This is a genomic window from Thalassospira profundimaris WP0211, assembly GCF_000300275.1.
GTDB lineage: Bacteria > Pseudomonadota > Alphaproteobacteria > Rhodospirillales > Thalassospiraceae > Thalassospira > Thalassospira profundimaris.
In genome coordinates this window covers 110,112-131,245 of sequence record NZ_AMRN01000008.1, presented here as the reverse complement: position 1 = coordinate 131,245, position 21,134 = coordinate 110,112, and the positions used below count along the sequence as shown (strand labels likewise).

Annotated in this window: 17 protein-coding genes; 4 read left to right on the top strand and 13 right to left on the bottom strand. The window is 55.1% G+C overall.

Annotation, left to right across the window (positions count from 1 at the left end; translation table 11 throughout):
- The first annotated feature begins 11 nt into the window (after window positions 1–11).
- Window positions 12–1,202, top strand: coding sequence for a benzoate/H(+) symporter BenE family transporter (locus TH2_RS15365; RefSeq protein WP_008891355.1), 1,191 nt, complete (start codon window positions 12–14; stop codon window positions 1,200–1,202).
- 28 nt (window positions 1,203–1,230) lie between these two features.
- Here the strand turns inward: TH2_RS15365 and TH2_RS15360 are convergent, their stop codons facing one another.
- The 5 genes from TH2_RS15360 to TH2_RS15340 form a co-directional block, all read right to left on the bottom strand.
- Window positions 1,231–2,997, bottom strand: coding sequence for a SulP family inorganic anion transporter (locus TH2_RS15360; protein ID WP_008891354.1), 1,767 nt, complete (start codon window positions 2,995–2,997; stop codon window positions 1,231–1,233).
- 65 nt (window positions 2,998–3,062) lie between these two features.
- Window positions 3,063–4,736, bottom strand: a complete 1,674-nt coding sequence (locus TH2_RS15355) for a bifunctional protein tyrosine phosphatase family protein/NAD(P)/FAD-dependent oxidoreductase (RefSeq protein WP_008891353.1) — start codon at window positions 4,734–4,736, stop codon at window positions 3,063–3,065.
- A 24-nt stretch (window positions 4,737–4,760) separates the two neighbouring features.
- Window positions 4,761–5,645 carry an MBL fold metallo-hydrolase gene (locus TH2_RS15350; RefSeq protein WP_008891352.1) on the bottom strand — a complete coding sequence of 295 codons (885 nt, stop codon included), beginning with the start codon at window positions 5,643–5,645 and terminating at the stop codon, window positions 4,761–4,763.
- Between the two features lie 222 nt (window positions 5,646–5,867).
- On the bottom strand, window positions 5,868–6,521 hold the full coding sequence (locus TH2_RS15345) for a Crp/Fnr family transcriptional regulator (protein WP_008891351.1): 654 nt from the start codon (window positions 6,519–6,521) through the stop codon (window positions 5,868–5,870).
- A 159-nt stretch (window positions 6,522–6,680) separates the two neighbouring features.
- Window positions 6,681–7,127 (bottom strand): VOC family protein, encoded by a 447-nt coding sequence (locus TH2_RS15340; RefSeq protein WP_008891350.1) that lies wholly within the window; start codon window positions 7,125–7,127, stop codon window positions 6,681–6,683.
- A gap of 392 nt (window positions 7,128–7,519) precedes the next feature.
- Between TH2_RS15340 and TH2_RS15335 the strand changes: the two genes are divergently transcribed.
- Complete coding sequence (locus TH2_RS15335; protein ID WP_008891349.1) at window positions 7,520–11,005, top strand: indolepyruvate ferredoxin oxidoreductase family protein; 3,486 nt, start codon at window positions 7,520–7,522, stop codon at window positions 11,003–11,005.
- A 45-nt stretch (window positions 11,006–11,050) separates the two neighbouring features.
- Here the strand turns inward: TH2_RS15335 and TH2_RS15330 are convergent, their stop codons facing one another.
- From TH2_RS15330 to TH2_RS15295, 8 genes are all read right to left on the bottom strand, one after another.
- On the bottom strand, window positions 11,051–12,229 hold the full coding sequence (locus tag TH2_RS15330; RefSeq protein ID WP_040824236.1) for a patatin-like phospholipase family protein: 1,179 nt from the start codon (window positions 12,227–12,229) through the stop codon (window positions 11,051–11,053).
- 403 nt (window positions 12,230–12,632) lie between these two features.
- Window positions 12,633–13,103 carry a cache domain-containing protein gene (locus tag TH2_RS15325; protein WP_008891347.1) on the bottom strand — a complete coding sequence of 157 codons (471 nt, stop codon included), beginning with the start codon at window positions 13,101–13,103 and terminating at the stop codon, window positions 12,633–12,635.
- A 79-nt stretch (window positions 13,104–13,182) separates the two neighbouring features.
- A complete protein-coding gene (locus tag TH2_RS15320) occupies window positions 13,183–14,883 on the bottom strand; it encodes a methyl-accepting chemotaxis protein (RefSeq protein ID WP_008891346.1) in 1,701 nt (566 codons plus the stop codon).
- A gap of 36 nt (window positions 14,884–14,919) precedes the next feature.
- Window positions 14,920–15,273, bottom strand: coding sequence for a hypothetical protein (locus TH2_RS15315; RefSeq protein WP_157194152.1), 354 nt, complete (start codon window positions 15,271–15,273; stop codon window positions 14,920–14,922).
- 448 nt (window positions 15,274–15,721) lie between these two features.
- On the bottom strand, window positions 15,722–16,099 hold the full coding sequence (locus tag TH2_RS15310) for an MmcB family DNA repair protein (protein ID WP_008891344.1): 378 nt from the start codon (window positions 16,097–16,099) through the stop codon (window positions 15,722–15,724).
- A 78-nt stretch (window positions 16,100–16,177) separates the two neighbouring features.
- Window positions 16,178–16,423 (bottom strand): DUF2312 domain-containing protein, encoded by a 246-nt coding sequence (locus TH2_RS15305; RefSeq protein ID WP_007090950.1) that lies wholly within the window; start codon window positions 16,421–16,423, stop codon window positions 16,178–16,180.
- Window positions 16,424–16,801: 378 nt separating this feature from the next.
- Entirely contained in the window at window positions 16,802–17,971 is a 1,170-nt protein-coding gene (locus TH2_RS15300) for a carboxylate-amine ligase (protein WP_008891343.1), read from the bottom strand.
- Window position 17,972: 1 nt separating this feature from the next.
- A complete protein-coding gene (locus TH2_RS15295) occupies window positions 17,973–18,773 on the bottom strand; it encodes an N-formylglutamate amidohydrolase (RefSeq protein WP_008891342.1) in 801 nt (266 codons plus the stop codon).
- A 294-nt stretch (window positions 18,774–19,067) separates the two neighbouring features.
- Between TH2_RS15295 and TH2_RS15290 the strand changes: the two genes are divergently transcribed.
- Both TH2_RS15290 and TH2_RS15285 read left to right on the top strand, forming a co-directional pair.
- Entirely contained in the window at window positions 19,068–19,817 is a 750-nt protein-coding gene (locus TH2_RS15290; RefSeq protein WP_008891341.1) for a FadR/GntR family transcriptional regulator, read from the top strand.
- A gap of 44 nt (window positions 19,818–19,861) precedes the next feature.
- Complete coding sequence (locus TH2_RS15285; RefSeq protein ID WP_008891340.1) at window positions 19,862–21,124, top strand: glycerate kinase type-2 family protein; 1,263 nt, start codon at window positions 19,862–19,864, stop codon at window positions 21,122–21,124.
- Window positions 21,125–21,134: the final 10 nt, after the last annotated feature.

Genomic DNA, 21,134 nt, shown 5'->3' with positions numbered 1-21,134 from the left:
TCGGAGCCCCCATGCTGCGTGATATTTCGCCCCAAAGTATATTCATGGGCCTGCTGGCAGGTTTTGTCGGGACGGCCAGTTCGTTTGCGGTTGTCTTGCAAGGTCTTGCCGGGGTCGGTGCCAGCCCCGAACAAGCTGCATCCGGGCTGATGGCGTTGTCCATTTCCATGGGGCTTTGCGCAATTGTCCTGTCGCTTAAAACCCGACTTCCGATCAGCATAGCCTGGTCAACACCCGGAGCTGCGCTTCTGGCGACATCCGGTGCGGTTGAGGGGGGCTTTGCCGTTGCCGTTGGTGCCTTTATCGTTTGTGCCATCCTGATCATTATCAGTGGCATCTGGAAACCGTTGGGCCGTGCGGTTGCAGGGATCCCGGCCCCACTTGCCAATGCAATGCTGGCCGGTGTCTTGCTGGGTCTGTGTCTGGCACCGGTCAAGGCGGTTGCCTTTGACCCGTTGCTTGGTCTTCCGATTGTGATTGCGTGGATCGTGATGGGGCGGTTTAACCGGTTGCTTGCCATCCCTGCCGCCCTTCTCGCATTCGTTGCAGTGATGGTGTTTGGCGTCGAGTTTCCTGAAAATGCCATCGCCGATCTGGGCAGTGCAATTGCGCCCCCCGTCGAATTTGTCATGCCTGAATTTACCCTGACCGGATTGATCGGCATTGCCTTGCCGCTTTTCATCGTCACCATGGCATCCCAAAACATTCCGGGCACAGCCGTTTTGCGTGCCAATGATTACGATACCCCACCGGGACCGCTGTTTACGGTGACTGGCATCTTCTCGTTACTTTCTGCACCGTTTGGTGGTCACGCGGTTAACCTTGCGGCCATCACCGCAGCCCTTTGTGCGGGCAAGGATGCGCATCCCGATCCGTCCAAACGTTATTGGGCGGCGGTATCAGGCGGTGTTTTTTATGTCGTGTTTGGGTTGCTCGCCGGGCTGGTTACAGCCTTTATCAGTCTGGCACCGGGTGTTTTGATCGAAGCGGTTGCCGGCCTTGCCCTGATTGGCGCCTTTGCCGGATCAGCGGTCGCCGCATTCAAGGAAGAAGACGGGCGCGAAGCCGCGGCTGTAACCTTTATCGTCACCGCAGCAGGTCTGACATTCTACGGGATTTCTGGTGCGTTCTGGGGTTTGCTTGCTGGTGGACTGATTTACTTCCTGATGCATCTGCGCAATGGCAAAAAGAAACCGGACTGAAAACTCAATCCGGTTTCGATCTTCGGTCTTAGACCAGTTTGACTTTGGGTTCGGTGCTTGGTGGTGTTTCTGCCACCTGCCCGTCTGTCAGTTTCGAAACAGCTTCGAACTGGGACAGGAAAACCTCGCCGGTCAGTTCATCAAGGAAGTGGGTCTTTTTCAGACGATCCATGACCGGGCCTTTGACCTCGGACATGTGAAGGGAAATACCCATTTCCTCAAGCCGGTGATTGATCGCCTCAAGCGATTCAAGCGCGCTTAGATCGATCTCGTTCACGGCCGAGCACATCAGAACCACATGTTTGAGGTTCTTGCACCCAACCACCCGGTCATAGAGGTAATCCTCCAGATACCGCGCATTGGCGAAATAAAGGCTTTCATCAATCCGGATCGTCAGGACAGACGGATGGGTGATGACCTTGTGGCGCAGGATGTTGCGGAAATGCTGGGTGTCGGGCACAAGGCCGACCTCGGCAATATGCGGGCGCGATGTTTTATACAAAAACAGCCCGATCGACAGAACCACACCGGCGGTCACCCCGACCTCGACGCCAAGACCAAGGGTCAGAAGGATGGTTGCCAGAACCGCAATGAAATCCGCCTTGGAATATTGCCAGCTGGTTTTCAGGATCGAGAAATCGACCAGTGACAGCACCGCAACAATGATGGTCGCAGCAAGGGTTGCCTTTGGCAGGAAGTAAACAAGCGGGGTCAGCGCCACGGCAGCAATCGCCAGACCAACAGCGGTAAAGGCCCCGGCCGCAGGTGTTTGCGCCCCGGCATCAAAGTTCACGACCGAGCGGGCAAAACCACCCGTCACCGGATAACCGCCCGTAAAGGCCGCCCCGATATTGGCCGCCCCAAGCCCGATCAATTCCTGATCCGGGTTGATGCGTTGACGGCGTTTGGCGGCCAGCGTCTGCGCGACCGAGATCGATTCAACAAATCCTATGACAGAAATCAGGATTGCCGGCACCAGAAGGTCGGTCATCAACCCCGGGCTGAAGTCCGGCATAGTCAGCGGCGGCAGGCTTTGCGGAACCTCGCCCACGATTTTGACCCCTTTATCAGCCAGACCAAGATACCAGGTGGCTGCCGTGGTGGCGAACACAGCAAAGACCGGGCCCGCCTTGGTCAGGACATCGGCGGTACGAACGCCAAGGCCCAGTTTGCGCAAGGCGGGTTTAAGGCCCTTGCGCACCCAGAACAGAAAGCCCGTGGCGCAAATGCCGATAATCAGGGTCGTCTGATTGGTTTCGGGAATATGGGCAATCAGGGAGGTAACAATTTCCCAAAGATTATGGCCACCGGCATCCACACCAAGGATGTGTTTGAGCTGACTGGCGGCAATGATCATCCCCGATGCGGTAATAAAACCGGCAATCACCGGGTGAGAGAGGAAGTTGGCCAGAAAGCCCAGCTTGAACACCCCCATCGCAAGCAGGATCGCCCCGGACAGGGCGGCAAGCGTCAGGGCGGCCAGCGCATAGCCCATGGTGCCGGTTTCGGCAATATTGCCCACAGCCGCCGCCGTCATCAGGGACACAACCGCCACCGGGCCAACCGCAAGGGCGCGGCTGGTGCCAAAGATGGCATAAAGAATGATCGGCGCGATGGAGGCATAAAGCCCCGCTTCGGGTGGCAGACCGGCCAGCAACGCATAAGCAAGCGATTGCGGGATCAGCATGATCGTCACGATCACAGCTGCAATCATGTCATTGCCAAAGGCTGTCCTGTCATAGGTCTGTCCCCAGTCAAAGATCGGGACATATTTCCGGAGCATGTTAAGGCGCATTCGTCGATCTCTTGGATAAGAGTTGGTCCAAGGCAGCGATATCGCTGCCTTGGACGAAGGGTATTTTAGTTGGTCGTGACTTTTTCAGGCTTGGCCAGCCATTCCTTGCCGCGCAGCATGGCCTTCCAATAAATCGGCGGCAGCAACTTTTCCTTAAGCAACCAGGCAAGATGCGAAGGTTTGGTGCCATCGATCAGCCATTTCGGGAAGGACGGCAAAAGCGTTCCGCCATAACCGAATTCGGCAAGTACAATGCGGCCACGTTCGACGGTGAGCGGGCAGGATCCATAACCGTCATATTGCGCAACCGGGGATTTGCCATCGATGTCGGCAACCACGTTTTCAGCCACAACCGGGGCCTGTTTGCGGGCCGCAGCAGCCGTTTTGGCATTGGGTGCATTCATCACATCGCCCAACGACCAGATGTTGCTAAATGACTTGTGGCGAAGGGTTGCCTGATCGACATCCACCCATCCGGCGGAATCCGCCAGCGGGGACACACGAATGAAGTCCGGTGCCACCTGCGGCGGGCAGACATGGATCATGTCAAACGACTTCTCAACGCGTTCGACCTTGGTGTCGGGCTTGGCGACATCGAACCAGGCCTTTTTCGCCTGCCCGTCAATCGCCACCAGATTGTGGAAGAAATCGAGATGTGCATCGTATTTCTTCACATAGCTTTCAAGCGCCGGGACATAGTCCTTAACCCCGAACAGCACGCCACCAGCATTGCAGAAATCGATATCAATGTTCTTAAGAACACCGGTGCGATGCCAGTGATCGGCCGAAAGGTACATCGCCTTTTGCGGCGCACCGGCGCATTTGATCGGCATGGGTGGCTGGGTAAAGATCGCCTTGCCTTCACGCATTGAGGAAACCAGTTCCCAGGTGTAAGGGGCAAGGTCATAACGATAGTTCGACGTCACACCATTACGGCCGAGCGTCTCGACCAGACCTTCAACCCGGTTCCAGTCAAGCTTCAGCCCCGGGCAAACGATCAGACGGTCATATTTGACCACCCGGCACCCATCAAGGATGACAGCATCGTCTTGCGGTTCAAACGCGGCAACGGCGGCCTTGATCCAGTGCACGCCCTTGGGGATAAGCGATCCCATGGTCTGGGCCGTGGTGCTGGCTTCAAACACGCCACCACCAACCATGGTCCAGCCCGGTTGGTAATAGTGGATGTCGGCCGGATCGATGACCGCAATCTCAAGCCCTGAACGCCGCGCGATCAGGCTGGATGCCACCGAAATACCGGCAGCACCGCCACCGATGATCACGACGTCATATTTTGCATCGCCCTGATCGGTCGGCGTTTTGCCGCCATTCACAATCCGGCGGACAACCCCGCCCATGTCATAACCGGCCGCCTTGGTGGCGCGAAGGATTTCGCTGGTATCAAGATGCGCGGCCTGGCTTAGCGACCAAAGCGTCGTTGAACGCGTGCCGGTGCGACAATAGGCAAAGACCGGCTTGGGCAATTCATCATAAAGGCGACCAAAATCACGGGCGTCATCGTCGCTGACCTTGCCCGACACAATCGGCTGATAGCGGACCTCGAGCCCGGCTTCCTTTGCCGCGTTTGAAATCTCTTCAAAGGTTGGCTGATCGGCACCCTCGCCGTCCGGACGGTTACAGACGATGGACCGGAAGCCGCGCTTGGCGATTTCCTTGATATCGTCTGCAACGATCTGCGGACTGACGGAGAACCCGTTGCTTATTGTTTTGATTTCCATGGCTTTTCCTCACCTGAGTGTTGATCAGAGCCCGTTTACCGGGACTTTCAGCATTTTTTTGCCGCTGCTATCCGTCGGCACCTGACCGGCGCGCATATTGACCTGAAGCGACGGGATGATTAGACGCGGCATATCAAGCTGGGCATCACGCTCGGTGCGGAACTTGATGAAGTCTTCGCGGGTCTTGCCTTCGCCAACGTGGATGTTGTGCTTTTTCTCTTCGCCGACGGTGGTCTCCCACTTGATCTCGCGGCCGTTGGGGCCGTAGTCGTGGCACATGAACAAACGCATATCGTCCGGCAGGGCGAGGAGCTTCTGGATGCTGTCATACAACGTCCCGGCGTCACCGCCCGGGAAGTCGGCACGGGCCGAACCGCCATCGGGCATGAACAAGGTGTCACCAACAAAGGCGGCATCGCCCATGACATGCACCATGCAGGCCGGGGTATGACCCGGCGTATAGATGGCAAAGCAGGTCATAGAGCCGACCTGATAGGTATCGCCATCTTCAAACAGGCGATCAAACTGGCTGCCATCGCGCTGGAATTCGGTGCCTTCGTTAAACACCTTGCCAAACGTGTCCTGCACAACGGTGATCTTGCTGCCGATGCCAAGCTTGCCGCCGAGCTTTTGCTGAATATAGGGTGCTGCCGACAGGTGATCGGCATGGACATGGGTCTCGATGATCCATTCCAGTTTCAAGCCGTTATCCTTGATAAAGGCAATGATGTTATCGGCGTGGGTAAAGGTGATCCGACCCGCCGCATAATCGATATCCATCACGGAATCAACAACCGCACAGGCGTTGCTTTCCGGGTCCTTGACCACATAGCTGATCGTGTTGGTGTCTTCGTCGAAAAAGGCCGTAACTTCGGGTTTTACGGACATATTGACCGGGTATGCAGACATGGATTCCTCCTAAACAACTGCCTCCGTGCCGCCTTATGACTGGCGCGCACCGGATGGATTTGCGATGTCCCTTGCCCGCCTTGTTTGCGGACAAAACATCTGGCTATGGTCTTTATTTTAGGAGTTCGCGATGGGCACTTCAGTGATGAAGTCACCAAACATCGAAACATTAACACCTAATAATTCTAAAGTCGCAGGGCGGCCGTGCTTGCGGCTGCAAATCTAGCTCTGTGCCAGTTTTGCCAACGCCGCGCGATCAATCAGCCGGATGGTGCCGCGTGATTGTTCGATCCAGCCGCGACGCTGGAATTCCTGAAGCTGGCGCGAAATCACTTCACGGGCAGAACCCAGTTCGACCGCCAGTTTCTGATGGGTTGCTGACACCGTATCATTGTCCCCGGCCAGTTCGATCAGCTTGTGGGCCAGACGGATATCAAGCTTCTGGAACGCGATTTCTTCGATCACCATGAACAGATCGGTGATGCGTTTGGAATAGGCAGTAAAGACAAACTGACGGAACTCGATTGAGTCCGAGACAAGCTTGTCAAACACCTTGCGCGGGATCGCCACTGCGCGGGTTTCGGTTTCGGCAATCCCCTCGGCCGAGTAATCCTCATAAGCCAGAAGGCAGGCCGTGGTCAGAACGCAGCTTTCACCCGCATGAACGCGATAAAGAACGATTTCACGACCGGTATCGGATGTTTGCTGCACACGCACTGTGCCATCGAGAAGCAGCAACAGGTGTTCCGGCGACTTGCCCGGTCCGAAAATGACCGTATTGGCCGGCACGGTGACAATCTTGCTTTCTTCGACAAGGTAGGATCGGATGGCATCGGGCAAACGTGACAGACCCGGAAACTGCTCGATCCAACTCAAAACCTTATCCCCCTTGGAAGCGTGGATTAAAACTACATCCCGTTCGATGTAAAAGTAAATTATCCCCGATGCAACTGTACTTTGGAATATCTACGAAAACGGGCAGCAAATTGCTGCCCGTACTGTGAACGTATGCCGTGATGGCGCGATGGATGCGCCTTACTCAGTTTTCTGTGGCGGGATGTGCAGATTGCCCTTCTCGTCAATTTCCCAGAACGGATTAAACGCCACTTCCCACGCATGGCCATCCGGATCACGAAAATAACCGGAATACCCACCCCAAAAGACCTTTTCGGCAGGCTTCTGGATCTTGGCCCTGGCTTTTTGCGCCTCCGCCATCACCTGATCGACTTCTTCTTCGCTGCGCGCGTTATAAGCCAGTGTCAGTCCGGCGAAGCTTGCGCCGGTATCATCATCGAACTTGCCGTCTTCCTTAAGCGCTTCGCGCCCGAACAGACCAAGGGCCAAACCGTTTGAGAGCTGGTAAAACACGACCTGCCCTTCGACCATTTCGGTCATCTGCCAACCAAGGCCACCTTCGTAAAAACGCCGCGATCGATCCAGATCCGCAACACCCAGAGTAATCAGCGAAACACGCTGTTCCATTTCACGCTCCTTACTGTGCGCACCCGAAACCCGACTAAACTTAACACGCCAAATTTTCACCGCCGAGCACAGACTCGGCCCTATTTGCAATTTCGCAGCGCAACAGGGCCGCAATTTTATTGCGCGTAAATCGGTACCGGAATAAGTAAATAATAAGTTGACCTTACGTCAACAGATGCAATCAGGCGTTTTGCATAGTGCGATGCGACTTCGCTTTGAAAAAAGGTCAGTCTTTATTACCATTTCAAGGTCAGGCACAGGTCCCGCACACCCGACCTGACAGATAAATTAAAGGTCATACCGAAACACTGCACAAACACCCATATCAATAAAAGCAGTGCATTGGGCCCGAAATGACCCCGCATATCAGAGAGATTTCAGGGAGACCGGTCATGGCACAACAATTGGCGGCAGTCCAACTCGACGACAAATACACGCTTGAGGAAGGCCGGGTTTACCTTACAGGTATCCAGGCACTGGTCCGTTTGCCCCTGATGCAGCGCCAGCTTGATGCGCGCGCGGGGCTTAATACCGCCGGCTGCATTTCGGGTTATCGCGGATCGCCGCTTGGTGGACTTGATCAGCAACTTTGGCGCGCCCAAAAATTCCTGACCAAACAGCAGATCGAATTTCAGTCGGGTGTGAACGAAGACCTTGCCGCCACCGTCGTTTGGGGCAGTCAGCAAGTCAATATGTACAAGGATGCCAAATATGATGGCGTCTTTGGCATGTGGTACGGCAAGGGCCCGGGCGTTGACCGGTCCGGTGACGTTTTCAAACACGCCAACCATGCCGGAACGTCCAAGCATGGCGGCGTTCTGGTTCTGGCCGGTGATGACCACAGTTGCAAATCATCTACCCTGCCCCATCAGACCGAATACGCCTTTATCGATGCGCAGATCCCGGTTCTGAACCCGTCCGGTGTTCAGGACATTCTGGATTACGGTCTGCATGGTTGGGCGATGAGCCGCTATTCCGGTTGCTGGGTGGCGATGAAAACCATTGCTGAAACGGTGGAAAGTTCGGCCGCAGCCGATGTCGCCCCGGATCGTATTACCCCTGTCATCCCGACCGATTTCCCCATGCCCGAGGGCGGCCTGCATATCCGCTGGCCCGACACGCCCAAGGAGCAGGAACATCGCCTGATGAAATACAAGCTCTATGCCGCACTGGCATATGCGCGGGCGAACAAGCTGAATAAAACCGTGATCGATAGCCCGAATGCGCGGCTTGGCATCATTACCACCGGCAAGGCCTATCTTGATGTCATGCAGGCATTTGATGACCTTGGCATTTCCGAAGAAGACGCCGCCAAGATCGGCATTCGCGTGCTTAAGGTCGGCATGAGCTGGCCACTGAACCGCGAGGATGTCCGCGAGTTCGCCCTTGGGCTTGAGGAAATCATCGTCGTCGAAGAAAAGCGCGCGGTGATGGAAAACCAGGTCAAGGAGCAGCTTTACAACTGGCGCGAAGACGTTCGTCCGACCGTGATCGGCAAGTTCGATGAAAAGGGCGAATGGATCCTGCCATCGATGGACGAACTGACCCCGGCCCGTGTTGCCGTGGTTCTGGCCGAACGCATCAAGCGGTTCTATGACAGCCCGGCCATTCATGAACGCATTGATTGGCTTGCCGAAAAAGAAAAGGAAATTGCCGAACCGCGCCCGGATGTTGCACGCATTCCGTGGTTCTGCCCGGGTTGCCCGCATAACAGTTCGACCAAGGTGCCCGAAGGCAGCCGTGCGATGGCCGGTATCGGGTGCCATTACATGGTCAACTGGATGGATCGATCCACCGAAACCTTTACCCATATGGGCGGCGAAGGTGCGACATGGATCGGACAGGCACCATTCACCCATACAAAGCACGTTTTCCAGAACCTGGGCGATGGCACCTATTACCATTCAGGCTCCCTTGCCGTGCGTGCCGCAGTCGCATCGGGTGTGAACATCACCTATAAGATCCTGTTTAACGACGCGGTCGCCATGACCGGCGGACAGCCGGTTGACGGGCCACTGACCGTGCCGCAGATCACGCGCCAGATGTTTGACGAAGGTGCCAAACGCATCATCGTTCTGTCAGACGAGCCCGAAAAATATCCGATGGGTGCGGACTTTGCGCCGGGTGTCGATATCCGTCATCGCGACACGCTGGACGACACCCAGAAAGAATTGCGTGAAATCGAAGGCGTTTCGATCCTGATCTTTGATCAGACCTGTGCAGCCGAAAAACGCCGTCGTCGCAAACGCAAGCTGATGGTTGATCCGCCCAAGCGCGTGTTCATCAATGATCTGGTCTGCGAAGGCTGCGGTGATTGTGGCGAACAATCCAACTGCCTTGCCGTTGTGCCGGTCGAGACCGAGTTTGGCCGCAAACGCGCGATTGACCAGTCGGCGTGCAACAAGGATTTCTCCTGCCTTAAGGGCTTCTGCCCGAGCTTTGTCACCATTGAAGGCGGCGAGCTTCGCAAACCCGATGCCGCCGCCAAGGGTGATACCGGTACCGACGCAGTCTTTGCCAGCCTGCCGCGCCCGACCCTGCCTGAAATCGACGAACCCTGGTCGGTTCTGGTCACGGGTGTTGGTGGCACCGGCGTTGTCACCATCGGTGCGTTGCTTGGAATGGCGGCCCACATTGAGGGCAAGGGCATTGTCGGCCTTGATATGGCGGGCTTGGCACAAAAAGGCGGGGCTGTTGTCAGCCATATCCGCTTTGCCAATGACCAAAACAAGCTGCATGCTGCGCGCATCCCGGCCGGTGAAGCCAATGTGGTTCTGGGTTGCGACCTTCTGGTTGCGGCAAGCTATGAGGGGCTTGCCAAAATGCGTCGGAACTTTACCCAGGCGGTGATCAACACCCATGAAACCGTTACCGGCGCCTTTACCCACAATCCGGACTTTGAGCTTAAAACCAACGAGCATATGAAGGTCATCAGTGATGCCTGTGGTGCTGATGCGGTTCATTTCGTTGAAGGCAGCGACATAGCGACCCGCCTGATGGGCAACTCGATTGCAACCAACCTGTTCATGCTGGGCGTTGCCTGGCAGCGAGGCCTGATCCCGATCAGTGAAGAGGCGCTTATGCAGGCGATTGAGCTTAATGGCGTGTCAATTGACATGAACAAGCAGTCCTTCCATTGGGGCCGCCTGTATGCCCATGACCGTGATCGCGTGATCGGAATCGTCGGCCCGAACGAGGCCGAAGCCCACCCGATTGCGACCGAGCTTTCCGATATCGTCGCCAAGCGCCGTGCATTCCTGACCGATTATCAGAACGCGGCCTATGCCGATCGTTTCGCCGACCTTGTTGATAAGGTTTCACACGCCGAGAAACGCCTTGGCGATGAGGATGATCTGGCCCGGACAGTAGCTAAATACTACTTCAAACTGCTGGCCTATAAGGACGAGTATGAGGTTGCCCGTCTTTACACCGATCCGGCGTTCATGAGGAAGGTCACCCAGACCTTTACCGGGGACTACAAGATCAACTTCCATCTGGCGCCGCCGTCACTTGCCAATGCCGATCCCGAAAGTGGCAAGCCACAAAAGTCGGTTTACGGTCCGTGGATGATGTCGGCGTTCCGCATGCTGGCGAAACTGAAGTTCCTGCGCGGCACCAAACTTGATCCGTTTGGCCGCAACCCGGAACGCAAGATCGAACGCCAGTTGATCACGGATTACGAGAAACTGGTAACCGAGGTGATTGACGGCCTTAGCTTTGAGAATGCCCGCATCGCCAAGGCGTTGCTGGCCCTGCCCGAACACATTCGCGGTTACGGCCACGTCAAGGAAGAACACATCGCCAAGGTCAAGGTGCGCGAAGCCGAACTGCTTGAACAGTTCCGCAACCCGCCCGAACATCTCAAGGCGGCGGAATAAGCCAAAAATCAAAAGGGCCGCATGATGCGGCCCTTTTTTTGTTACTCACACAAAGCGCGGAAAACGGCTTTGGAATTCAGGCAGAATGCGCATCGCGCCCTCTCGCAAACTTTTAACAGACTTTTCCTGACGTTTGCGTTGGCGGTAATCCGCAATCATGTGATCGGTTGACTCAAAGCCGTCCTCGATCCCGCGATCAAGGTTTTCCCACGTCCAGTCATAGTTGATGTGCGGGGAAACCGGGATTTCAACGATATCGATCTTGCGACCACTTTCGGCGACTTCACGTTTGAAGGCTGCAACAGCGTCTTCGCTGGCCGATGCGGCAAACAGCATGATCAGGTTATTCAGTGCGTCATACAGGTTTTCAGGCTGACGCACCTGCTTAAGATCAAGAATACGGCTGACCCAGACCTCATCGACATCCGGGTGCAGGCGCAGGAAGTCAAAGAAGTTGACCGTATCAACAGTCGCCCCCTCGCAATAGGTATCGCCGTTGATTTCGACCGGCTCTTCGATAAACGGCAAGGCAGAACAGGCACACAGCGTCTGCGCGTTCATCTGTGGCAGGTCGTAGTGATCGGGTTTGTTGGTGAAAAGTTCAAGCCGCTGCTTGGACAGGTTATAGGCGTTGTGGAACATGGCCGGCTTGTCGGGCTGATACAGCCGATCAAAGTTCAGCCGGTCCAAAAACATGCTGTCGGGTGAATAGATCTTGGCCAGTCCCTTGGTCTGGGTCTGATAGATCGATCCAACCAGAAGACGTGACAGGGGATTTGCCGCCAGAAAACCGTTTAACAAAACATCGTTGAAATTGTGCGGCGTCCAGTATTTCGGATTGCCCATGAAATGCTGCACATGTTCAACGGCCTCGCCGATGGCGTCCGGCACGATCAGCCCCTGATAGCTGTTAGGGTTAAAGAAGTAATTGAGTTTGTTGGTGAAATCAGAAAAGAAGTCCGGCGCAAAGGCCGATGCAATCGGGAACCGTTCATAGACACTTGCGGGTCGGAAAATTTTACGAAAGAAGGCGATGGTCTGGTCAAGTTCCTGACCCTCGTCGGCCTGATGCCAGGCAACCGAGAGCCAAGCGCCGATACAGGCAGACGACCAGATATCAAATTTTATATCCGGTTCCTGCTGCAGACGCTTAAGCACCCCGATGCTTAAGCCAACAGCAGGCCCGCCGCCTGACAGAAAGATAGCTCGTTTGATCTTTTCCACGTCGCGATCTCCTTGTTGAAAACCGAATGGTTCGGTCCAAACAACATGGCGCAAACGATAAAATGCCATCGCGTGCACCACCGCTCACCCCCAGGAGATACCAGTCCGTCTTTGCGGACCTGTAGATACAGCCATCATTATAATGATTTTAAGCCGCTACATTTGAGACAATTCTTCAATAGTGATGTGACAAAACACGCGATTACATATACTTAGATATATTAAATCCGTTGACTCATATACCAAATCGCGCTTTTGATCAGAGTCTTGTTAAGTATTTTCTAAAATATGCATCCAAAAACCCACTCGTTTAACTTAACAAATATTTTACGAATCGATCCATTTTACTTGAAACACAAAAACCGCCCGAAGGCGGTTTTTGCTTTTTGGATATGATTACTTTTTAGTCGTAATAACCCACCATGAAAATCTTGCCGTCATGGGCTTTCACCCAGGTTTTCTTTTCGGCAAGTTTTTTGGTCTGCGGATGAGTCCAAGTGTAGTTGGACCAACCACCATCCGGCGATGCCTTTCCGGTCTCGACCATGTCACGAATGATGAACTTGCTGTTCACATCTTGAAGGTCCCAAAGGCCCGGGTTGTTAACAAGCTTCGGGTTGATCGCGTGTGTCAGGAACGTGCCTTTTTCGCCATCAGCAACAATGACGTAAAACTCGTCAAATACGAATTCACCGGACTTGTCGTTGAACATATCAAAGGATTTCTCCTGCCCGACGTCGTCATAAAGGGCGATTGCCTTATCCACCAGATCCTTGGCGGTTGCTTCCTTATCCTGGGCCATGGCCGACGATACACTCAAAACCATCAGCAACGACGCCAGAGCCGCACCGAAAGAACGCAAAACCTTATTCATCCTGAATTTCCCTTGTTGATCATAGATAGATGTCGTGATTGACGATTGGTTGGTTGAAACAAATGAACACAAAGGTCCGTCAGACGGCGCGCAGCCGTGCAACGAGACCATCAACCGAACTGCTTAGCCCTGCCATTTCGCGGCTAAGCTCTGCGGTTGCCTCGCCCACACTTCCCGCAGAATCACGGGTCGCACGGGCAATGTCGCGCACATCACCAATGCCGCCTGACACGGTTTCCGCATAACCGGCAGCTTCGGTGATACTGGTGCTGATCTGGCCTGTCGCATTGCCTTGCTCCATGACAGATTCAGCCGTCAGTCTCAGAATTTCATTGATGCCTTGAACGCTTTCGACAATCGTTCGGATCGCCTCGACCGCCTGTCCGGTTTCAGCACGGACATTGGCAATTTCAGATGCAATTTCCTCGGTCGATTTCGCCGTCTGGCTGGCAAGGTTTTTGACCTCGTTGGCAACAACGGCGAACCCTTTGCCGGCCTCACCGGCGCGGGCTGATTCAATCGTCGCGTTAAGGGCCAGAAGGTTGGTCTGTTCGGCAATATTGCCGATCAGGGCAGCGACATCCTCGATACGAATGCTGGCTTCTTCAAGACGGCGGATTTTCTCATCCGCGTCACGGGCCTGTTCGCTGGCTTCCTGTGCCTGACGGCTACTTTTCTGGATTTCCTCGCTGATATTGGCAATCGCCGAAGCCAGGCCGGATGCCGCCTGGGCGATCTCGCCCATGTTGTGGCTGGACTTGCCGGATGCATCAAAGGCGTTCTCGCTCTGATGGTCGGTGCGTTCGGCATTGTCGAGAAGCGCCGATGCGGATGCGCCGATCTCCTCGATCGCGGCGCTGACCGCCGTTGCTGTGCCCTGTACCGACGTTTCAATATCGCGCGCCAGTTCCTGCATGATCTGGCGTTTTTCCTCGACCGCGCGGGCTTCGTCCTGCAGACGCTGTTCTTCGGCGGCTTCGAGGCTTTCGGCGTTCTGGCGGAACACTTCAACCGCATCGGCCATCTTGCCCATCTCATCCTTGCGCGCGGTATAGGGAACCGAGATATCGGTTTTGCCTTCGGCAATTTCACGCATGACATGCGTCAGTTTTTTGACCGGCGCCCCGATCAGGCTTGCGATGACAAAACTGATCACCGCCATGGCGATAGATGCCGACACGGCCGCGATAATTGTCTGATCCTGTGCTGAACTGCCAACCGCCATGGCCGCACCGCTTGCACTGTCCATTCTGAGTTCTGCGGTTCCGCGCAGCTTGGAAAGAATGTCCATCAGTGCTTCATAGTCGGACTGTGCAGACCAGGAAAAGCTGAGCGCCCCGGTATAATCGATGTCGAGCATGCCAAGGACCTGATTGACCTTGCCAAGGTAGCCGTCAAAGCGTTCCTGCGCATCAACCGACATCTGGCGACCGGATTCAGGGAGACTTTCGTTTTCAAGCAACGTTACAAAGGACTGACGCGCTTCTTCGATCTGGGTTTCAAGATCCTGGGAAACGGCTTCCATCCGGTCGCCTTCAACACCGGCGGCCGACCAAGAAAGCATGCGATAAAGGGTCTGATGCACCCGGGTCACATTGCGATCAATCTCGCCAATATCCTTGACCTCGGGATATGCCTTGCTGACAGCGAATTCCAGACCATCAGAAAGTGACATGATGGCCCGCCCGCCAATCAGGCTGACAGCGATGATCGCAATAACCGCAATTACCGGCAAAATGGAAAGTTTGGTCCCGATATTCAGATTCGCAAAAGTCTTCATTCTTTGGATATCCAAAATTGACATTCACAGATGACATCAGGCGGCGTCGTTACTTGCCGCCAGAAGTTTGGCAACAGTCACGTCGCCGGTGGTATTTCGATATGCAGAAAGAACACCGTTGGTCGCGCGATAGCCGTCCTCGATGCTTCGATCGAGGTTTTCCCACGTCCAGTGGTAGCTGATATTGGCTTCAACCGGGATTTCGATGCCCCGGATATCGCGCCCGCTTGCGGCGACCTTGTAATTGAAGAGCTTGACGTCATCTTCGCTGGTGGTTGCCGCAAACAGCATCACCTGATCGTTCAGCGCGTCATAAAGGTTTTCGGGTTGGCGGATCTGTTTGATGTCGAGGATACGGCTGCCCCACACCTCGTTGAGATCAGGGTTCAAGCGCACCCTTTTTAGGGCGCCGATGCTCAAACCAACTGCTGGTCCACGCCCAGCCAAAGCGATCGCACGTTTCTTTTCCGCCATGTCGTCGTCCCCCGATGAAGGAACCGGGTATTACACCCAACACGGGCCAGTCGACACAGAGGTCAAAGACAGAAATCGAAAACTGCTCAGTCTGGCCCAAACGTTCTCGCAATGCTTATATTGCATCGCACAAACGCAACCCTTAGACCAGTGCGCTTCGTCACACCTAAACCTATACGTTCCGATGCTATTCAAGCGTATACCACAGGTTGAAATCTATGTTTTAAATTCAATATCAACAACTTATTGTCATCCATAAATATGAAATAATAACAGGAAACTATCCTTTCGAGAGCCTATCCCAATACATATTCCTTTGAAGAAAACTTGTTTACTCGCCCCGCTGCGGTCTGTCCGAAGGAGATCAGGAGCTTTTTTCGACGCGCTGCGGAAAGCTTTTTTCCGCACTTGCACGGATGATCGCGGCTTCAAACCGGTCGGCAACGATCAGTCCGACATCTTCGGGGATGAGGTCCTTGGGGAAGAGCATCGGCACGGCAAAGAAGAACCGGTCACAGTAATCCAGATAGCTTTGCCATTTCTGATCAACCCGGAAATCCTCGACCGATGATTTGACCTCCACCGCCCACAGTTCTCCTTTTGGGCCAAGCGCCAGCACATCAAGCCTGCGCCCATTGCCCAGACGCAGCTCCGTCAGGCAGGCCATTTCATGATGATATAACAGCCGACAGACACCTTCGGTGACTTCAGCGGTGATTTCGGGGCGGGATGCGGTTGTCATGCGCCAAGATTACAAAAGCAAAAGCCCGCTTGAAAGCGGGCTTTTGGTATTCTCGGCAGATCTGCTGACAGGATGGTGTCAGCTCATACCCAGCGCACGTTTGTACACTTCCAGGATTTCTTCCTGTTCGGTGCGCTCGTGGTCTTCCATTTTGCGCAGACGAATGATCTGGCGCAGGATTTTCACGTCATAGCCAAGCGCCTTGGCTTCGCCATAGACTTCCTTGATGTCAGCCATCAGGTTGGCTTTTTCTTCTTCAAGGCGTTCGATACGCTCGACATAACTCGCAAGCTGATCGGCTGCGATACCACCGACTTCGGTCATCAATTCTTCTCCGATGATGGATTGCACAGCGGATATCCGATGCGCGGAATTCAAAGGGCCCAAACCCGTTTCGGCGCGACGATACTCAATGCACCGTTCGCTGACAAGCCGTTAGAGTCTGCTCCGATTAGCTTGCATCGCTTTTGTTCGTGTTTGGCGAATCTGTTTGGCAAGGCACAGCGCGAAGGGCGATGTGGAGCATCGTTCAAGCGGTGTAACGCAGCGAAACATCGCCAAACCGAACCCTTCGGGCCGGGACATTCATCCGCCCTGCAGCGTCACGGATCTTGACCGTAGCACCGCTACGCCCTGCGATCCATTCCTTGCCGGACAGAAGAATGTCCTCGGCAAAACGATGTAAGATAATCGGAGCAGACTCTAGGTGTCCGATCTTGCGTTGGGATCCGTCCGTTCAATCAGCACATCGGCAACCGCGATCAATGCGTCCTTTGACGAGGCGCCGAGTTCGATTGCTGCGTCATAGATTTCGCGCTGTCTGCGCGCACTGGTGCCGCGTTTTATGATGGTGCGTGCATGTTCGACTTCATCGACACAGCCAAAGAATTCGGCATCTGGTCGGATCAGCTCCAAGATTTCCTCAAGCAGATCGGCATAGGGCACAATTTCACCCCGGCCAAAATCGATCAACCCGGCCTTCTCACCCGGATCACTACCATAACGGCATGCCCGCCAGCGGTTTTCGCGCACCAGCATGTTCGCATAGATCCGCCAGCGTTGATTGTTGCGCCGCAAACGATACAGCATCCGCATCAGGCATCGCGTAATCGATGCAACACAGACAGCATCCTCAAGGTCGGTGCAAACATCGGCGATCCGCATTTCAAGGGTCGGCCAACGATCAGAGGGCCGCAAATCCCACCAAAGCTTTGTGCCATCTTCGATCACACCGGCATTAATCAGCATATCGACATGGCGGCGATATTCCGCCCAGGATCCAAACACTTCCGGCAGGCCGGTGCGCGGCAGGTTATCAAACACCGACAAACGGAATGTCTGAAGCCCGGTTTCCTTGCCGCGCCAGAACGGTGAGCTGGTGGTGAGTGCGAGAAGATGGGGCAAGAAGTAGCTCGCCTGCGCCATCAGCTCGATGCGCAGGTCGTCATCCTCGATCCCGACATGGACATGCATGCCACAAATCAGCAACCGGTCGACCACCGTGCGCAGATCGCGCGCGATGGTGTTGTACCGTTCGCCATCAGTATGTTTCTGATCGTCCCACTGGGCAAAGGGATGGGTCGACGCCGCCAGCAGCGCCATGTCATATTTTGCCGCTACCTCGGAAAGCGTGCTGCGCATTTCAATAAGCTGCTCGCGCGCTTCAAGTGCGCTGTTGCACACCTTGCTTCCGGTTTCGACCTGACAGCGCATGAACTCGCTTGAAACCTGATCGCCAAGCTTTGCCTTGGCGTCCTTAAGGAATTCGGCAGGCGGGTCTTTGGCAAGATCGCGGGTTTCGCGATCCACGAGCCAGAATTCTTCTTCTATGCCGATGGAAAATCCCGGCTCGCGCGCGTTGGCCCCTGCCAAATCAGTCTCTCCTGATCTTGTATAGGTTCGGATCCGCAAGGATGTCGGCAAAGGCATCGCCAAGGATTTTTGCCCATTTTTCACATCCCGCATCAGTATCAATCAGATCCTGACGGATTTCAATCGACACACAGGGAAGACCAGCCGCCTCGCCGTGATGGTCAATCGTGTAATCGGCCAAATGACGCCCGGAATAAGGTTCGTTATCGCCGATGGTCAAATCCGGGTTTTGCGCCCGAAGTGTTTCAAGCAACGGCACCGGAATGCGATCATCCTGATCCCACAAAACACCGATTTCCCATGGGCGTTCAAAGCCCTGAAACACAGGCGTAAAACTGTGAATGGCAATCAGCGCCGGGGCGATTTTATGGGCGTGGAAATTGGCAATCTGTTCTTCGATCGCCCAGTGATAAGGCAGGAAAATCTCGCGGATGCGCTGCATATGTTCGCTGGGCGAGACGTTCTTGTTGCCCGGCACCACGGTCTGATCGGCGATTTCAGGCATCCCGGTCGGATCCCAAAGCTGACGGTTGCAATCAATGACAAGGCGCGAAAATCCGCCCAAAACTGCGCGGCAATCAAACCGTTCGACCAGAATTTCGGTCACCTTTCGCGCACCGATATCCCAACCGATATGGCGTTTGCGCTCTTCCTCGGGCAGGCCAAGGGTGCCAAGGCTTTTGGGGATTTCCCGGGACGCGTGGTCACAGACAAAAAGCGAATGACCCTTGCCGTTCTCGTTCAATATCTCAAACGGGGCGGGATCATCATGGCCCAAAAGGGTCCCGGCTTGGTTCGGCACGCGAGTTCTCCTGAAATCTGGTGGTCTTTGGGTATCTGCAAGGTCCGATGGCGGTATCCCTCGGCATCACAGCCGCCGAAGCGCCAGTGAAAGTGGGGCGGATACGCCGATCATCCCCTGTTGAACTATCAATTTATCTCTACCGAAACAAGATTGCACTGCAATAAGCGCGAGTGGTGCATATCGACACTTTGCGTCGCCGCCAAACATCCCGTAAACTGGTATGACCATTGCGCGAACCAATATCGATATCGCTGCACTGGCAGAGAAAAACACGATTGGAGACAACCCAACATGCCGTCTGCCAAGACGCTTCAGGCACAAGACGACGCGGAAACCAGGCGCCCCAAAAGGATTGCCGATCAGGTTGCAGATCAAATTCTTGAAAAGATCTCAGATGGCATTTTTCTGCCCGGTGATCGCCTGCCCGGCGAACGACAGCTTGCCGAAAGCATGTCGGTCAGCCGCGTGTCGGTACGCGCCGCCTTGCAAAAGCTCAAGACACGTGGGTACTTGCGCGCAGTTCAGGGGGGCGGCACAGAAATCCTGTCATCCACCGGGATCGACATGGACACCGCGATGACCGATCTGGTGCGCGATTCGATCACTAATCTGCGCGATCTTCAGGAAATTCGCTGCACACTTGAAACCTGGGCTGCACGGCGGGCCGCGATCAATGCCAGTGACGAGGACATCAAACTTCTGCGCATGGCCTATCGTCAGGCGCATGACCCACGGCGGGCCGCCAAATACCGTGCGGACGATGACCACCGCCTGCACATGATGATCGGCCGGGCGACGGGCTCAATCATTTACTATCACGTGATGAAAATGCTGCATGATGTGTTGCAGGCAGCACTCAATGAAATTCGCTTCAATGGGATGGTCGGCCCGACCTTTGACCGCATGGTGCAGGAACATCACCGCGACATTATCGAAGCCATCGCGGCCCACGACCCGGACGCCGCCGAAAAGGCGATGTCAAACCATCTCCAGGCCGTGATCGATTTCTTCAAGACCGCATCTGACAAGCAGGCAACCTAAAAACCCGGACCAAACCGGCCACAATCCAATCAGGGAAACCCGATATGACGACTTCGCGCGAAAAACTTCTGGCTTTGATGGATGCGGCATTAAAGGCCGCCGACCCCGGGGTTCAGATCCCGCGCAACCTGCCCGAACCGCCAAAGGGCAAAACCATCGTCATTGGTGCGGGCAAGGCATCGGCCAATATGGCACGTGCGTTCGAGAAGGCCTGGAAAGGCGATGTCGAAGGTCTGGTTGTCACCCGCTATGGCCATGCGGTTGAGTGTGACCAAATCGAAATTGTCGAGGCATCCCACCCGGTCCCCGATGCTGCGGGTGAAAAGGCGGCGAAGCGTATCCTTGACATCGTTTCCGATGCCGGCCCTGATGATCTGGTGGTCTGCATGATTTCCGGGGGTGGATCGGCCCTTCTTGCCCTGCCCGGTCCGGGCTTGACCCTTGAAGACAAGCAGGCCATCAGCAAGGCGCTTTTGCGCAGTGGTGCGACTATTTCGGAAATGAACTGTGTGCGAAAACACCTGTCCGCGATCAAGGGTGGCCGCCTGGCCAAGGCCTCGGCACCGGCGCGTATGGTGACCTATCTTGTATCTGATGTGCCGGGTGATGATCCGGCGATCATTGCGTCTGGCCCAACGGTTTCCGATCCGACGACCGGGCAGGATGCACTTGATATCATCCGCCATTATCAGATCGACATTCCGCAGGCTGCCAAGGACCTTCTGCAAAGTGCAGAGGACGAAACGATCAAACCCGATGATCCCTGCTTTGACGGCCATGAAACCATCATGCTGGCCCGCCCGCAAGATAGCCTCGAGGCCGCAGCATCGGTTGCCCGTGACATGGGACTGAATGCCGTCATCCTTGGTGACGCCATCGAGGGTGAGGCACGCGAAGTCGCCATCGTTCATGCCGGAATTGCCCATCAGGTTGCCAATCATAGCCAACCGGCGGCAAAGCCCTGTGTCCTGCTTTCGGGCGGTGAAACCACCGTCACCGTGCGTGGCAAGGGCGGCCGTGGTGGCCGCAATAGCGAGTTCTTGCTGTCACTTTTGCTGCAACTTCGTGATCAGCCGGGTTTCACGGCACTGGCGATTGACACGGATGGCATCGATGGCAGCGAAGACAACGCCGGGGCAATCATTGACGCCAAAAGTTGGCAAAACGCCCAGAAGGCCGGTATCGACCTTCGCGAATATCTTGCCAACAACGACGCCTATAGCGCGTTTGCCAAGATCGATGATCTTCTGGTGACCGGCCCGACGCTAACCAACGTCAACGATTTCCGTGCCATCCTGATCGAATAAATCCAGGTGA

Excerpts from the sequence above, each read along its gene's own strand:
- TH2_RS15320 (WP_008891346.1), bottom strand. The coding sequence starts at position 14,883 with ATGAAGACTTTTGCGAATCTGAATATCGGGACCAAACTTTCCATTTTG.
- TH2_RS15285 (WP_008891340.1), top strand. The coding sequence starts at position 19,862 with ATGACGACTTCGCGCGAAAAACTTCTGGCTTTGATGGATGCGGCATTA.
- TH2_RS15325 (WP_008891347.1), bottom strand. The coding sequence starts at position 13,103 with ATGAATAAGGTTTTGCGTTCTTTCGGTGCGGCTCTGGCGTCGTTGCTG.
- TH2_RS15340 (WP_008891350.1), bottom strand. The coding sequence starts at position 7,127 with ATGGAACAGCGTGTTTCGCTGATTACTCTGGGTGTTGCGGATCTGGAT.
- TH2_RS15350 (WP_008891352.1), bottom strand. The coding sequence starts at position 5,645 with ATGTCTGCATACCCGGTCAATATGTCCGTAAAACCCGAAGTTACGGCC.
- TH2_RS15290 (WP_008891341.1), top strand. The coding sequence starts at position 19,068 with ATGCCGTCTGCCAAGACGCTTCAGGCACAAGACGACGCGGAAACCAGG.
- TH2_RS15355 (WP_008891353.1), bottom strand. The coding sequence starts at position 4,736 with ATGGAAATCAAAACAATAAGCAACGGGTTCTCCGTCAGTCCGCAGATC.
- TH2_RS15360 (WP_008891354.1), bottom strand. The coding sequence starts at position 2,997 with ATGCGCCTTAACATGCTCCGGAAATATGTCCCGATCTTTGACTGGGGA.
- TH2_RS15310 (WP_008891344.1), bottom strand. The coding sequence starts at position 16,099 with ATGACAACCGCATCCCGCCCCGAAATCACCGCTGAAGTCACCGAAGGT.
- TH2_RS15305 (WP_007090950.1), bottom strand. The coding sequence starts at position 16,423 with ATGACCGAAGTCGGTGGTATCGCAGCCGATCAGCTTGCGAGTTATGTC.
- TH2_RS15365 (WP_008891355.1), top strand. The coding sequence starts at position 12 with ATGCTGCGTGATATTTCGCCCCAAAGTATATTCATGGGCCTGCTGGCA.
- TH2_RS15335 (WP_008891349.1), top strand. The coding sequence starts at position 7,520 with ATGGCACAACAATTGGCGGCAGTCCAACTCGACGACAAATACACGCTT.